Origin of the sequence: Pedobacter sp. AJM (assembly GCF_002197755.1) — a bacterium.
Lineage (GTDB): Bacteria > Bacteroidota > Bacteroidia > Sphingobacteriales > Sphingobacteriaceae > Pedobacter.
In genome coordinates this window covers 272,350-287,169 of record NZ_NHOT01000001.1, presented here as the reverse complement: position 1 = coordinate 287,169, position 14,820 = coordinate 272,350, and the positions used below count along the sequence as shown (strand labels likewise).

14 protein-coding genes are annotated in these 14,820 nt (G+C 39.0%); 2 read left to right on the top strand and 12 right to left on the bottom strand.

The features are described from left to right. Nucleotides 1–62: 62 nt before the first annotated feature. Entirely contained in the window at nucleotides 63–1,601 is a 1,539-nt protein-coding gene (locus tag CBW18_RS01105) for a SulP family inorganic anion transporter (protein WP_088299419.1), read from the bottom strand. A gap of 357 nt (nucleotides 1,602–1,958) precedes the next feature. Between CBW18_RS01105 and CBW18_RS01100 the strand changes: the two genes are divergently transcribed. After that, nucleotides 1,959–2,699 carry a hypothetical protein gene (locus tag CBW18_RS01100; RefSeq protein ID WP_088299418.1) on the top strand — a complete coding sequence of 247 codons (741 nt, stop codon included), beginning with the start codon at nucleotides 1,959–1,961 and terminating at the stop codon, nucleotides 2,697–2,699. On the opposite strand, the gene CBW18_RS01095 is transcribed toward CBW18_RS01100, so the two are convergent. From CBW18_RS01095 to CBW18_RS01055, 9 genes are all read right to left on the bottom strand, one after another. Continuing rightward, on the bottom strand, nucleotides 2,696–3,577 hold the full coding sequence (locus tag CBW18_RS01095; RefSeq protein WP_216359176.1) for a S9 family peptidase: 882 nt from the start codon (nucleotides 3,575–3,577) through the stop codon (nucleotides 2,696–2,698). The two genes, CBW18_RS01100 and CBW18_RS01095, sit on opposite strands and share 4 nt — an antisense overlap. A 272-nt stretch (nucleotides 3,578–3,849) precedes the next feature. Next, a complete protein-coding gene (locus tag CBW18_RS01090; RefSeq protein ID WP_088299417.1) occupies nucleotides 3,850–5,397 on the bottom strand; it encodes a cryptochrome/photolyase family protein in 1,548 nt (515 codons plus the stop codon). A 63-nt stretch (nucleotides 5,398–5,460) separates the two neighbouring features. Continuing rightward, on the bottom strand, nucleotides 5,461–6,297 hold the full coding sequence (locus CBW18_RS01085; protein WP_088299416.1) for a phytoene/squalene synthase family protein: 837 nt from the start codon (nucleotides 6,295–6,297) through the stop codon (nucleotides 5,461–5,463). A gap of 79 nt (nucleotides 6,298–6,376) precedes the next feature. Further along, nucleotides 6,377–6,991 (bottom strand): MarR family winged helix-turn-helix transcriptional regulator, encoded by a 615-nt coding sequence (locus tag CBW18_RS01080; protein ID WP_088299415.1) that lies wholly within the window; start codon nucleotides 6,989–6,991, stop codon nucleotides 6,377–6,379. Between the two features lie 8 nt (nucleotides 6,992–6,999). Further along, nucleotides 7,000–7,719: an SDR family NAD(P)-dependent oxidoreductase gene (locus CBW18_RS01075; protein WP_088299414.1), complete on the bottom strand. Its 720-nt coding sequence runs from the start codon at nucleotides 7,717–7,719 to the stop codon at nucleotides 7,000–7,002. A gap of 269 nt (nucleotides 7,720–7,988) precedes the next feature. Continuing rightward, nucleotides 7,989–8,375, bottom strand: a complete 387-nt coding sequence (locus CBW18_RS01070; RefSeq protein WP_088299413.1) for a hypothetical protein — start codon at nucleotides 8,373–8,375, stop codon at nucleotides 7,989–7,991. Nucleotides 8,376–8,399: 24 nt separating this feature from the next. Continuing rightward, complete coding sequence (locus CBW18_RS01065) at nucleotides 8,400–9,497, bottom strand: AI-2E family transporter (RefSeq protein ID WP_088299913.1); 1,098 nt, start codon at nucleotides 9,495–9,497, stop codon at nucleotides 8,400–8,402. A gap of 143 nt (nucleotides 9,498–9,640) precedes the next feature. Beyond that, nucleotides 9,641–10,921 carry an OmpA family protein gene (locus tag CBW18_RS01060; protein WP_088299412.1) on the bottom strand — a complete coding sequence of 427 codons (1,281 nt, stop codon included), beginning with the start codon at nucleotides 10,919–10,921 and terminating at the stop codon, nucleotides 9,641–9,643. Nucleotides 10,922–11,264: 343 nt separating this feature from the next. Next, a complete protein-coding gene (locus CBW18_RS01055) occupies nucleotides 11,265–12,020 on the bottom strand; it encodes a response regulator transcription factor (protein WP_088299411.1) in 756 nt (251 codons plus the stop codon). 163 nt (nucleotides 12,021–12,183) lie between these two features. Between CBW18_RS01055 and CBW18_RS01050 the strand changes: the two genes are divergently transcribed. Then, entirely contained in the window at nucleotides 12,184–12,828 is a 645-nt protein-coding gene (locus CBW18_RS01050) for a DUF1349 domain-containing protein (protein ID WP_088299410.1), read from the top strand. 100 nt (nucleotides 12,829–12,928) lie between these two features. Here the strand turns inward: CBW18_RS01050 and dinB are convergent, their stop codons facing one another. Both dinB and CBW18_RS01040 read right to left on the bottom strand, forming a co-directional pair. Beyond that, nucleotides 12,929–14,029 (bottom strand): DNA polymerase IV, encoded by a 1,101-nt coding sequence (gene dinB / locus CBW18_RS01045; RefSeq protein ID WP_088299409.1) that lies wholly within the window; start codon nucleotides 14,027–14,029, stop codon nucleotides 12,929–12,931. Nucleotides 14,030–14,271: 242 nt separating this feature from the next. Continuing rightward, nucleotides 14,272–14,631, bottom strand: coding sequence for a PleD family two-component system response regulator (locus CBW18_RS01040; RefSeq protein WP_088299408.1), 360 nt, complete (start codon nucleotides 14,629–14,631; stop codon nucleotides 14,272–14,274). Between the last annotated feature and the right edge of the window lie 189 nt (nucleotides 14,632–14,820).

Below are 14,820 nucleotides of genomic sequence, written 5' to 3'. Positions count from 1 at the left end.
CAATCAATTGAGATTTTTTTAGGGGCGGAACCTGAATAAAAAGCTCCGCCTAAAATGGGGCATTAATTTTTATCAACTGCAACCCTGTAACTTGGATCTTCATAAATATTAATGTCGATGACATCACCGGCGTTGGCCAGTAAGGTACGGCAGTCTTCACTAAGGTGTTTTAAATGCAGTTTTTTACCTTCCTTGTGATAGCGTTCAGTAAGTTTGTTTAATGCTTCAATGGCAGACATATCCGCCACCCTGCTATCCTTAAAATCAATGATCACTTCAGCAGGATCATTTACTACATCAAATTTTTCAGCAAATGCAGTAACCGATCCGAAAAACAATGGGCCGTAAATTTCATAATGCTTAATGCCATAATGATCGATGTATTTTCTTGCCCTGATTCTTTTAGCACTTTCCCAGGCAAATACCAGTGCAGAAATTACGACACCAATAAGTACTGCGAGTGCGAGGTTGTGTAGCCATACCGTAATTACGGCTACTGTAATGCCAACAAAAATGTCTTGTTTGGGCATCTTGTTGATGATTCTTAAACTCATCCATTCAAAGGTTCCGATGGCAACCATAATCATCACTCCGGTGAGTGCAGCCATGGGAACGAGGCCAATAACGGGTGCACCAAATAGAATGATCAGTAGAATAGTAAGTGCTGCCACAATTCCTGAGAGACGGGCCCTTGCGCCGGCGGAAAGGTTTACCAGTGTTTGTGCAATCATCGGGCAGCCCCCCATGCCGTAGAAAAATCCATTCAGGATATTGGCAATGCCCTGTGCAATTGATTCACGGTTACCGTTACCTCTTGTACCGGTGATCTCATCTACCAGGTTAAGGGTGAGCAGGCCCTCGGTAAGGCCAACGCCTGCCATGATTACAGCATAGGGTAAGATAATCTGAAAGGTTTCCAGATTTAATGGTATATGAGGGATGTGAAAAGGTGGAAATCCGCCACTCACTGAAGCAATGTCACTCACAGTTTTAGTGTGGATGCCAAATCCTAAAACGATAAAGAAAACGACAACAATAGCTGCCAACGATGGCGGAACTGCTTTTGTAATCTTCGGAAAAAATACAACGATGGCGATGGTAAGGGCTACAAGGCCAGTCATAATTATTAATGGGCTGCCCGAAAGCCAGGTTTGTTTCCCGTTAATGATTGTTTTGAATTGCTCCAGTTGTGCCATAAATATGATGACAGCGAGGCCATTCACAAAACCATACATCACAGGTTGTGGAACAAGTCTGATAAACTTTCCCAATTTAAACAGGCCAACCATAATCTGGACAATCCCAGCGAGGGCAACAGCAGCAAAAACATATTCAATTCCATGCGACTGCATTAATGCAATCAGCACTACTACTACCGCGCCCGCACCTCCGGAAATTAATCCCGGACGGCCACCCAGAATGGAGGTTACCAATCCCATTATAAATGCCGCATATAAACCTACCAGGGGTGGAAAACCAGCCAAAATGGCAAAGGAAAGCGATTCGGGTATCATGGTCATTGCCACAGTGATACCAGCCAAAACTTCTGTTTTGTAGTTGACTTTTTGTGAAAAATCAAAAAAACGTGTACGTAAATACATACCGTGAAAATTAATGTCAAAAAAAATAAAATAGATATTATCCTGGCAAGAGATTAGCCAGGGTTAAAAAAATAACTGAAAGGTTTCAGGGCTTTGTCACAGGGTGATATGAAACTTGTTGAATTTTTCTCATTTCGATTGTTGCAAAAGTATTAAAATTATAGAAACCCCTGCATATTTATTTAAACCTTTTGATCTTTATACCGCATGATCCTGGCAAGCCGGTTTGTTAAATCAGGTCTGCTGAATCCCGTTTTCTGCTGTTGATCTTTCAAACAACATAATTTAAGTAAGCAAATGGATTTTTGCGCTGTAACATGTTGCGCTGATTTTCATCCAACTATTATAGCTGAAGTGATGAGAAAAAAAAATCTTTTATTATTGTTTTGCCTGGCTATTCCGTTTTTGGGGTGGAGTCAGCAAATGATTAAGCCTGAAAAGAACATTGTTGATAAAAAGTGGATCAAGAATCAAAATTACCAAATGATCTGGTCAGCAGTAAAAGATACGCTCAGGATTCCACTGGCAACGGTTGATACGCAGGTAGAAGTTCAGGGAGATAAAATTCTGGTCATAACCATTGTAAAAATGAAATCGTCAGCTTCCCCTTGGATAGATTCTACGCTTGTACGCCGCTCAGATCTTTCACCCATTTACCATTCTTCTTATAATGCGCAGCGGGAAATGGTACTGCATTTTGGCGATGAGGTGATGGGGTTTTATAAAAATATGGCAACGGGAGAAACAACTAAAATTAATGAACCCGTACATCCTGGCTATTTTGACAGTAACTTTTATCCTATGCTGATCAACTGGTTACCCTTAAAAAAGAATTTAAAAGCAGAGATTGCCATTTTCGATTACAATCCAAATGGAAAAACAGGTTTACTTAAGGCCAATATACTGGATGTACGCGAAGGCGAATTTAACAGTAAAAAACTGGGTAAAAGGAAAATTTGGGTAGTGGAAGTTTCTGATGAAATCGGAAGCACCAACGGACGAAGTATTTACCAGATTGATCAACTTACCCGGCAAATTTATAAACAAAACATTTCTGCAGGCAGCAGGATCATGGAAATGACACTGGTAGGGCATTAATGATTCACCCGATGTTTAATCCAGGAAATAGCCATCTTAAGGGGCTGTTCTGATGTTGAAAAGGCGGTGTTATGGCCTAATTCCGGGTATAATGCATATTCATAAGCCTTTCCTTTAGCTTTAAAAGTATGAAGGTTTTCTATTGATAAACCTACGGGGGCCTGAATATCTTTTCCTCCGAAAATCCAAAGACCAGGAATGTTAAGCATTGCAAGTGACTGGTTAGGGTCTGTTGCTGCAAATGAATACCTGTCAGGGTCGTTCTTTATGTGATTCCGCGCATCATTTTCAGTATGCGTTTCCCAGAAATTTGAATCTCCCCGGGTATAAAACTGAAACCGTAACTGTTGAAGAGTATTAACAACTGGTCCGCTAAATAGGACCATAAAATTTACCTGGCGATTTTTTGCAGCTGCCAGCGGAACAATCCATCCGGCCTGACTAAACCCCATTAAACCTACAGGTATAGGTTTAGCCGGAAGATGCGCCAGAAAGGTATTGATGGCTTCACTGGCATCTGTTGCCAGCCTGTTCAGGTTAACTGAATCAATGTTATTTGTTCCCACCTCAGGCCCTTCGTAAAGCCCACCTGATTTTCCTACTCCGCGTTTATCATAAGTAAATACAGCTATACCATTTTTTGCCAGGGTAGATGCCAGCTTTATCATCCTTTTCTCTTGTCCGGATCCATGTACCAGAACTACCGCGGCATAGGGTTTTTCCGGGATGAGGAGTGTGCCTGCCAAAGTGATGGTATCACGCTTAAACTCCATGTTCTGCATAGTGAATCTAAACCGATGATGAGCATCAATTGTATTTTGCCCGAACGTTTTAGCACTCAAAAAAAGAAAGAAAAGAAACAGATATGTTTTCATCATTATTTTAAATATGAAGCAAGGTAACCTTGTCAGGATTACAGAAACTTAAAATGTGATGAAACCATTTAAAAAAGTGATGACCGGGTGCCGGTCACCTGTTTTTTTGCAAATACCAAGGCCAGAGTTGTTTTAAAAATTCTACCGTTAGATTCAGGCTTTCTCTGTTTTAAGTATAGATTAGATGATCATTTCGCGAATAAAACTGTATTTCGATCTGATCTGATCTTATTTTTAAATTTCTGAAGGAATGCCTTAACCGCTGTTAAGAGGGGTTATAATTTATCCAAATTTGTTAAGCAGTAATTTGCACGTTTTAAAACTGCCGATTTGAGTTCAGGATTCATTTTATCCCAAAGCCGATACACCATTGAAAGGCGGTGGTTATGCTGAAGTTTATCCCTATGGCGATCATGAAAATCCCAGTACAAACTATTGAAAGGGCAGGCATTGTCTCCCACCTTATCATTGCGGTCATATTTGCACCCTTCACAGTAATTGCTCATTTTATGGATGTAGTTTGCCGACGCGGTGTAAGGCTTTGAGCCCGTAATTCCACCATCGGCATACTGGCTCATGCCACGGGTATTGGTAATTTCTACCCACTGTATGGCATCAATGTAAATACCCAGATACCAGAAATCTACCTCATCAGGGTTTATTCCGGCAAGCAAGGCAAAATTTCCTGTAATCATCAGGCGTTGAATATGATGGGCATAAGCATGATGAAAGGATTGGGAAATGGCCTGTTTCAGGCAGTTCATGTGGGTTTTGCCCGTCCAGTACCAGGCTGGCAGCTTCGTTTGATGATTAAAGTAATTGAGTGATTCAAATTCTGGCATTTTCATCCAGTAAATGCCACGCATGTATTCGCGCCAACCCAAAATTTGCCTGATGAAGCCCTCGATCTGGTTCAGTGTGATTGATTTTTTATCTTTTTCCCAGGTGGCCAAAGCCGCATTCACTACTTCTACTGGTGAGATTAATTTCGTGTTCATGCTGAAAGATAGGCGGGAATGATAAAGTGCCCATTCATTCGTTTGCATGGCGTCCTGAAAAGTACCAAATAGTGGCAGGCAGTTTTCACAGAAATAATGGAGAAGTTTTAGCGATTGTTTCCTGTTTACCGGCCATTGCAAATATTCCGGTTCGATTTTGCCGATGGTTTTAACCCCTGCTTTCAGTAAACGCTCATATGGCTGACGTACATCATTGTCAAATAGCAAAGGTGGATTGGGTTTATGGTTTTTGGGGAGCTTTTTCCGGTTTTCTGCATCAAAATTCCATTTCCCGGCTTCAGGATCATGGTCATGATGGATTAAAACATGGTGCTTTATCCGCATGGCCCGGTAAAAGCTTTCCATTATGATTTCTTTACGGTCAGCAAAAAAATCAGCCAGTGCTGTTCTTGTAGTATAAAAGTGTTCACTGTCAAAACTACAGGAGGAAATATTGAGGCCACTACAAAAACCTTTGAGTTCCTGATCCAGCCTGTATTCATCCGGAAGCTGATACTGGAATTCCTCAATTTGATACTTCTTTATCAGATCATTTAGGTTATCAGAAAAATTTTGCCTGTTATCCGGATGGTCAAGGTGAAGGTAAAGTGTCTCAAATCCTTTGTTGCTGATGGTTTCAGTAAAATTTTCCATGGCTGCAAAAAAGGCACAGGCTTTTTGAATGTGGTGCCATACATAATCCGTTTCAGTTTTCACTTCCATCATCACATAGAGGATAGCCGGATCAGCATTTAAAAACCAGGAGTGTTTCAGGTTCAGTTGATCGCCGAGGATAAGCCGGAGTATCTGGTATTTTTGCTTCATGATGCATAATATGTAAGATCTTACTTAAGTCAGCTCCATCTTAAACCGTTGATCTTGTCGGTATTAAATTCTATTGTAGCGGCTTCTTAGCACAGAGCCGAAGAGAAGTGTAAATTTATGTACGTTGGAAATTCTGACGCGTTCCGCCATAATTTGTGCTGCTGTTTTCCTCCTGATTTTATCAAAAAGTCTGCGGTAATAAATGTAAGCCAGGTATACACCTTTTCTGGATGATGCCGGCAATTGCCTGATGCCTTCCAGTGCCTCGTCAAATTCTTTGCTGATTTCCTTTTCAATAACGGTTTTTTCTGACGTTGAAAATACCGACAAATCCACATTTGGGAAATACGTACGGCTTAAAACATAAAAATCGGCATTCACATCTCTTAAAAAATTTACCTTTTGAAAGGCTGAACCCAGTTTCATCGCAGATTCTTTTAAACGTGCGTAAGTGGCCTTATCACCTTCTGTAAAAACATGCAGGCACATCAGGCCCACCACTTGCGCAGAGCCCAGGATATACTGCTCATATTTTTCTGGCGTATATACTTCCTTTCGGAGATCCATTTCCATGCTCTGAAGAAAAAGATCAATCAGTTCAATATCTATCTGATAGTTATTAACCACTTCCTGAAAGGCATTAAGTACCGGGTTAAGGCTGATGCGGTCATTGATGGCTTCATAACAGTCTCTTTTAAACTTATGGAGCAGTGTGGCCTTATCATAGTCGTGGAAACTGTCAACAATTTCATCGGCAAGCCTTACGAAACCGTATATCGCATAAATAGGATTCCGAAGCTTTTTACCCAGGAATTGAATACCCATGGAAAAGCTGGTGCTGTAATTTTTAGTAACGATCTTACTGCATTCTGCAGATACTTTATCAAAGATGGTTTTCATTTTTCTGTAATGGATGAACGGAAGCAAAAATTAAATAATCGAAGGATGCGGCTTTCAAAATAAATCGAATACATATATGTTAAATCTTTTCTGCCAGCTGGGCATGATGAAAGTCTTCAAGTTTGAGCAATAGGTTAATTAGTTCCATTTTTTCCTGTGGAGAAAGGGGCTCCGTTACCTGAGCCGAAGCCAGTCTGATTTTATCCATGCTTTGTTTTAAATGGTCATTTCCTTTTGCAGTTACGCGGATCAGTTTACTTCTCCTGTCCAGAGCTGAAGATTGCTGTTCAATTAAACCTTTGTCCAGAAGCCTTTTAATAATTAATGATCCTGCGGGCTTATCATGTATATTGTGTTTAATCAATTCTGTTTTACTCATGCTTCCGCCAGAAACCAGGCTGATGAGGTAGATAAATTCGTCGGGTGTGGAGAATGTGCTGTCGGTGATAGCGGCTTTGGCGTGGATTTTGGCATAACGGTATAAATGAACGAGAGAGGTGTTGATGACACTATCTGCCGAGCGGCCATTTACTTTACCCGTCCAGTTGGGATCAGCTGCTGATACCGGCTGTTCATCTCTGAAACGAATATCGAGCCAGCTGCGAAAGGCATGAAGATCTTCAGCAGGATGTTTGGTACTGCTTTCATATATTTTAACCAGGTCTACCAGTTCATGGATTAATTGATACATCATATTTCGGGCTAAAAATTCGTTTTTAAATTGCCAATGCCGCCATCAACCGTTAAAATTTGTCCGGTTATCCAGCTGCTATCACTTGAGAGCAGATAGGCAATGGCTGCGCTGATATCTTTTGGTTCTCCAAATCTTCCGATGGGATGTCTTTTTGCTGATGCTTCCATTTTTTCGGGAGTGTTAAGCAGCTTGCCAGCCAACGGGGTATGGGTTAAGGAGGGTGCTACTGCATTTACCCGGATATGGTTAGGGCTCAGTTCGGCTGCTAAAGAGATGGTCAATCCCTCCACCGCTGCTTTTGACGATGCGATGCTGGAATGAAAGCCCATGCCGGTTCTCGCTGCTACGGAACTCATCAGTACAATAGAAGCTGAAGAAACATTTTTTAGCGATTTTAATGCCTGTTGTATAGACAATGCTGCACCAACTACGTTAAGCCTGAAATCATCTATTAAATCAAGTGCAGAAATTCTGTTAAATGGTTTTAGATTGATGTTACCAACACAATAAACCAAGCCATGCAATTCATCTGGGATAAATGCAGATAATGACTCAGGTCCTTGCATCACATCCATTTCCAGGTAGTGTACTGCTGCGGGCCATTCTGCTGAACGGTTTCTGGATGCCGCATAAATAGTCGCTCCTTCATTGTTTAATAATCTAATCAGATCAAGGCCTATGCCTGAACTTCCGCCTATAACCAGAATATTTTGATGCTGAAATCTCATGGGATGCTGCTTGAATTAATATATTAATATACAATTTTGTAATTATAATGTTTATAAATATACTAAATATTTGGCCAGGACGATGTTTGGGGGTTACTACATTTTTATTCAATATCATGAAGAAATAAATGTATCGCTGATAATAAAGAAGAAACTTGAATTTTATGGATGAGTAAGGGGGGAGATTTTTGATGAATCAGAAATATATGGTCAAAAAAAATCCGGACAACGCAAAGTCGTCCGGATTGATTTTATACAGGAAAACATGATTACTGTGGCAAATCTTTGATGGTATAAATACTATCAACTACATATTTGCTATAACCTCTCCAGGGCAAGCTTCCTTTATATTCTTTATAGTGTAATTCATAAAATTTACCACTGTTGCCCATCATGCGTTCTGCAATTTGCTTATCTCCGACTGAAAACTCAAATTCATTATTCTGCAGTGTGCCGGTTTGCCTTGATTTGATCCCGCTTTGAATAAGTTTTCCTTCATACGATTTAAAAAGGTAGCCCTTTTTTACAATATAGTTTAATTCGCCTGCCTTAACACCTTCGCCAAATACAAAGAAATAATTGTAGTAAATTAACCCTCCGATAATTAATAAAGCGATGAGGGCTATAATTGATGTGATTTTTTTTCCAGTTGTCATATTATTGAATCTTTTAAATTTATCCTAAGTATTTTTTGCCAATTGATTTTTTCCTCTTCTCAGTCTTTTGAGCTGACCCAAGTGTTCAGTAGGAATATTATCCCCGAGTAATTTACCCCAGGGTTTTAATTCGTCAATTCTGTCAAATATGATTTTAAGTACGGCAATGAAAGGAATTGATAAAAACATACCCGGTACGCCCCACACCGCTGCACCCATGAGCACAATAACGATAGACACCAGTGCGTTAATCTGAACTTTTGAAGAAACGATCTTCGGAACCAGTAAATTATTGTCGATAAACTGGATAAGTGCATAGGCCGCAATAATTAATAATTGAGTGGTGTACCCGTCAAATGAAACGGTAGCCATTAGTACGGGTAAAGCAATGGCAATAATTCCGCCGATATAGGGAAGCAGGTTCAAGATTGCCCCAATTACCCCAATCAAAATGGCATTGGGCACACCCAGAATTAACAATGCACAAGAATTCATAACAGCCACAATCCCTGTTTCTATTAGTAAACCCACAATATAACTTTGAATCGCAGCTTTGGTTTCTGCCAGAATTTCTCCGACTTTTTGTTGATTTTCTGCTGAGAAAACTTCATAAAAGAAATTGAGGATTAATGTTTTGTATAACATGATCAGAAAGGTATATACCGGGATCAGAAACACCACACTCAGAACACCCAGTGCGCCGCTTAAGGTTTGTCCGATTACTGCCTTACTGTTGTTGGCTGCCTCCTTAATCATCTGTACCTGTTTTTTCGTGCCAATACCAAAAGTTTTTTCCAGCCAGGCTTGACTGGTATAAAGCAATTCGGTAAACTTTTGCTTCATGGCATCAACATTATCAAAAAAGTGTGCAATTTGCGACGACAGGAAATAAGCGATTCCGGCTACTACCAGTAAAGCAATAATCATAGAAATTATAATGGAAAGAATTTTAGGTAATTTTCTCTCCAGCCGTACCGATAGGGGATTTAATAATATCGCAATCAATGTTGCAAAAGCCAGCGGAACCAGAATATCCCGAAGCACACTGAGTATAAATACAGCGATGACGAGGCCAAGCATGATTACTGGTGCCTTAATGTAAAATGGGAATTCCTTTTTCATATTTAAATTGTTGAGATGTGGTTTTGCCTGCGCCCATATCATTTTATAAAATAAATGCAGTTAAAATAAATTAACTGCATTTATATCATTGGCATAATATTAATCTGATTTTAGTTAATATTATGCTATACTCTATTCTGTACTTAGTATAAGGTAAACTCTACACGACGGTTTTCCTGACGACCAGTCGCAGTTTTGTTAGATGAAATCGGTTGATCAGGTCCGTAACCAGTAGCTTCGATTCTGGAAGCATTAGCACCCTGAGATACCAAATAAGCTTTTACAGATTCTGCTCTTTCTTTAGATAAACGTAAGTTTAACTCTCTGCCACCAGTGTTATCGGTGTGACCAGCTAATTTTAAGCTAAAGTTTTTGTCTACCAATAATCCAGCAACCCTGTTTAAGCTAGCATATGATTTAGAACGGATAGTTGATTTACCTAAGTCAAATTCTAAGTTTGAAATCGCATCTTTAACTACCTTACGGTCTTCCTCAGTGATTACCTTAGTTTCTCTGATGATTTCGCGTTGTACTTTGATTGGACAACCTGAACCATCAACTACAGTTCCTGAACCTGTTCCAGGGCATTTGTCAAATTTGTTTGCTACACCATCATTATCATCATCAGCCATATCTTTAGCATATTGATCTCTGTCACGTTGTGCATTTTGCTCAGCAGTAGATAATGCTCTTCTTAACTCAGCACTTTCTTCAGCACTTTGTTTGCGAAGATCCGCAACGGCGCTATAGTTTTGTAATTGAGAATTTTCTTTGTTACCCAAAGCAAACTCTAAACCTACGTGAGAGTAAGAATACCTGTTTTCTAAGTAAGCACTTTTAACAGTTGGTGATGATTTGATAAAATTAATATCATAACCTAAATCAATGTTGATGCCTTTTGATACACCAAATTTAAATCCAACTCCTGTTGGGATGTACCAGCCTTCTCTGTCTGTGAAAACCTGGGTAGTTCCTACCTGAGAATCAGAAGCCATATAACCGGCACCTGCCTTAATGTAAGGAATCAATACCGCGTTTTCAGTATTTAAGCTGAAGTTAGCGATGTTTAACACTGCAGTTAATGATCCAGCCCAGTTGATGCTGTTTTTCTGTTCTAAGTTAGGCGCTACGATGGTTTTCATTTCACCACGTAAAAAGTCTGCCTGTAAGCCTAAAGCCGGTAAAATTTGTTTTTTAACAAAAGCACCATAACCGATACTTTTAAATTCCCTGGCAGTAACACTTCCACCACCTAAAAAAGTATTCTGGCTGAATATACCTCCCTGAGCACCTACACTCCAGGTTCTTAAAGGTTGTTTACCAAATCTACCAGAGGTAGTTGGTGTTGATTCTTGTGCAAATAATTGTGATGATAATCCCAATATCGCAACCATCATTGATAGTTTTGTAATATTTCTGTTCATATTGTTAATTTTCGATATTAACAGGGAGAGCTATATTTTGTTTCACTATCAAATCATGAATAATGAGCAAAAGTAAATTAAACGCTCTGTAACAGTGATTTATGTTTTTTATACTCTTATTTGGAGTGAAATATCACTTAAGGGAATGTCTTAAGCCTTATGAAGATGACTGCTTTTAAGTGCAGAAAAAATATTTTAAGGAAAACAAAATCTTGATTAAGATTGATTTGATTTTTTGCCGGTATACATTTTTTACCCTTATTAAATCTTTTCCAAACATAATAAATGATAGCCTATAGTCAGCTGATCACATCTGAATCATCTAGAATTAAATGTCAACCAATTAAGTTACCAGGCCCATGGTTTCGGCCATTCTGCAGGCTTCCATCGCGTTACTTGCGTTTAGTTTCTGAAATATATTTTGTCTGTGTCGATTCACAGTATTGATACTCAGCACCAGCTTATCTGCAATCTCTTTACTCCTCAGTCCACGTTTAATTAGCCGTAAAACTTCTTTTTCTCTTGAGGAGAGGAGCACTTTAAATTGCGCCTCATTCTGCTCAATACTCTTACCGCTTTTATTGTTAATAATTATGCCTCGCGGAATATCAAATTCCGGGTGGTCATAAATCATCTGGTAAAGGCAGAGTGCCAGCCAGATACTGCCATCATCCGAACTGGTGATATACAGCAAACGATGTTTGATCAACACGTATTTGCCATCCCTGTTTTTTATTCTAAGTTTGGTGATGACCTCATAATCCATGCGTTCTTCAGCAGGCAAAGTATGCAGGTGCTGAAAAAACTGGAACTCAAGTCGGTATTTTTTCTGTAAATCTTCAGGATGTATTTTATTTAATAACTGATCTTCCCAAATGGATCTGATTTCATGATCTTGCTCAGATAGCCCAAGCTGTCCAGCGATATCGCCATAATAAAGAAAGCTTTTCCGCGCTTTCATGTCACTTAACACTGCAATACAGTTTTCAAATTGACTGTACATCTGTGCAATACGCTTCGTATTATCCAGTTTCTGATCAGGATTTTGGATCGTTTCAAAAGTTTGAGACAAAAGTTTAATATCAAGCAGATTTCGCATTTAACTAAAATTGATGGTTATTTATGACCATTGAAATTGGCTGAAGCGTTAAATAACTTTGCGAACTTAATCATTTGAATGGTGATGAAGTGATGAAATAAATGTTTTCAATTGCTTGTATTCTCTTAATTGATCATTACTATAAATTAATCGATAATATTAAATGAAAAGAATTCTTTTGACAATAGGTATTTTATGCGGACTGAACGAATTGAAGGCGCAGAATTTAGAAAAAATGCAGTGGTTTAATGAGCCGGATAAATGGGAAATTAAGAATAATACCTTAAAAATGCAGGTTACACCAAATAGTGATTACTGGCGTATTTCTCATTATGGCTTTACGGTTGATGATGCACCATTTTATTATGCAACATATGGGGGAGAGTTTGAAGCAAAGGTAAAACTTACCGGAGCCTATAAAGCCCGATTCGATCAGATGGGTTTAATGATCCGGATAGATCATCAGAACTATATTAAAACAGGGGTGGAGTTTGTGGATGGGAAATTTAACATCAGTACAGTAGTTACTCATGATAAAAGTGATTGGAGTGTGCTTCCGTTGGAAAAGGTGCCGCCATTTATCTGGGTTAAAGTGGTGCGCCGACTTGATGCTGTAGAGATTTTTTATTCTTTGGATGATCAAAATTACATCATGACAAGAAATGCTCCTTTGCAGGATAATACACCTGTAATGGTGGGCTTAATGGCTGCTAGTCCGGATGGTAATGGTTTTGAGGCAAAATTTGAAAACTTTAAGGTGAAACATTTGCCAGATCAGCGCAGACTGGAGTGGTTAAAAACACATTAACCATAAAATGACCAGCAGGTTTAAGGAATAAATAACGTGCTCCATTATTTTTATATGCCTGAGTTACCAATATAAATTAATTCTGATACACTCACATCTATCAGAAATCAAATTCCAGCTGGTTATTTTCGATATTTTCGATTGGGATTTCATCATAAAAACGAGAAAGGGTGATGCCCAGCAATCGAACTTTCATGGTTCCCAATTGCGCTTCCTCTAAAAGTTTTATGGCTTCCTGAAACATCTGCGAAGCCTGATTAAATGGTGTTGAAAAAGAACGGCTTCTGGTAATCTGTTTAAAATCTTCAAATTTAATTTTTAGGGTAATGGTTTTTCCTTTTAACTGATGCTTCTCTAACCTGGTGGCTACCGTTTCGCTGATTTGCTTCAATAAATCGTGCATTACGGCCAGGTCATTAGTATCTTCTGACAAGGTGTCTTCTGCGCCAACGGATTTTGTTTCGCGTTGAGACTGAACAGGCCGGTGATCCAGTCCACGTACAATTTTGTAATAGAATTTGCCTGATTTTCCAAACTGTGCAATGAGTTGTGATTCGGTTAAGTTTTTTAAATCAGCACCAGTGTTAATTTGCATGGCCTTCATTTTTGCAGCAGTAACTTTGCCTACACCAAAGAACTTTTCAACAGGAAGTTTTTCGATAAAAGCCTTGATTTTTGATGGCCCAATAAAAGTTAATCCATCTGGCTTGTTCATATCTGAAGCCACCTTAGCCACAAATTTATTGATGGAAATACCTGCAGATGCGGTAAGGTTCAATTCATTTCTGATGGCATCTTTAATCGATTTGGCAATATCGATAGCTGATCCTATGCCAAGTTTATCTTCCGTAACATCCAGATAGGCCTCATCCAGCGAAAGTGGCTCTATCACATCAGTATAGCGGCTGAATATTTCCCTGATGGCTTTTGACACCGCGGTATAGGCATCAAACCTGGGATACACAAATATAGCTGTTGGACAAAGCTGATAAGCTTTACTGCAAGACATTGCGGAACGAATGCCATATTGCCGGGCTTCGTAACTGGCTGTGGCAACTACCCCGCGACTATCGGGCTTGCCGCCCACTACAAGAGGTTTCCCCCTATACTCAGGAAAATCACGTTGCTCTACCGATGCATAAAAAGCATCCATATCAATGTGGATAATCTTTCTTATAATACTTTCAGGCTGATCGGACATTGATGGGTAGTATACGTTCGGAATGAAGAATCACTTTTTGTGAAAAACTGATATTAAATTTCGAAAAAAATATCATGATCTGGAGTGTCCCGTATTTTTCTTTACATAAAATCAACCGGGATAATGTAATCCGGAATGGCTAAAGGATCAGTAATGGCCAATGATAATGACTGGAAAATCAGATATTAGAGATGTAAACAATCTAAGCTATTGGCAATAGGAAATTGGTTATCGTTAACGGGTTAATTTAAAAGTTCCTGCACTTTATCTAATAAGGAATCCATTTCGAAAGGTTTTTCCATAAAGTCGTTCGCGCCTGCATCCATGGCAGATTGCCTGATATCACGGCTTGCTGAAATCATCAAAACCGGAATTTCTTTGTATTTAGGGTCATTTTTTAACAACTTACAGATATCACGTCCGTCATGTCCACTCATCCAGATATCGAGCATAATTAAATCAGGTTTATTTTTCACTGCATCAATAACTGCTCCACCATCGTAAGTAAACTCAACATCATAACCCATCACTTCCAATATCATCGTTATCGCATCTACTATCCCTTCATCATCATCAGCGATGAGTATTTTCTTAATTTCCATTTGGCGTAGATTTTGTCTTATTTGTTAGTATTTATAGGTGAAAAGCAAATATCATAAATTCTCTATTAGTATTAATGGATAAATCTTGTTTTTGTTTTAAAAAAAATATATTATTTTAAATTTCACTTCCTGATGGTTTTTAGACCATATTTGTTTCAACTTCATGCTGTTAAAAAAGAGAAATATGGC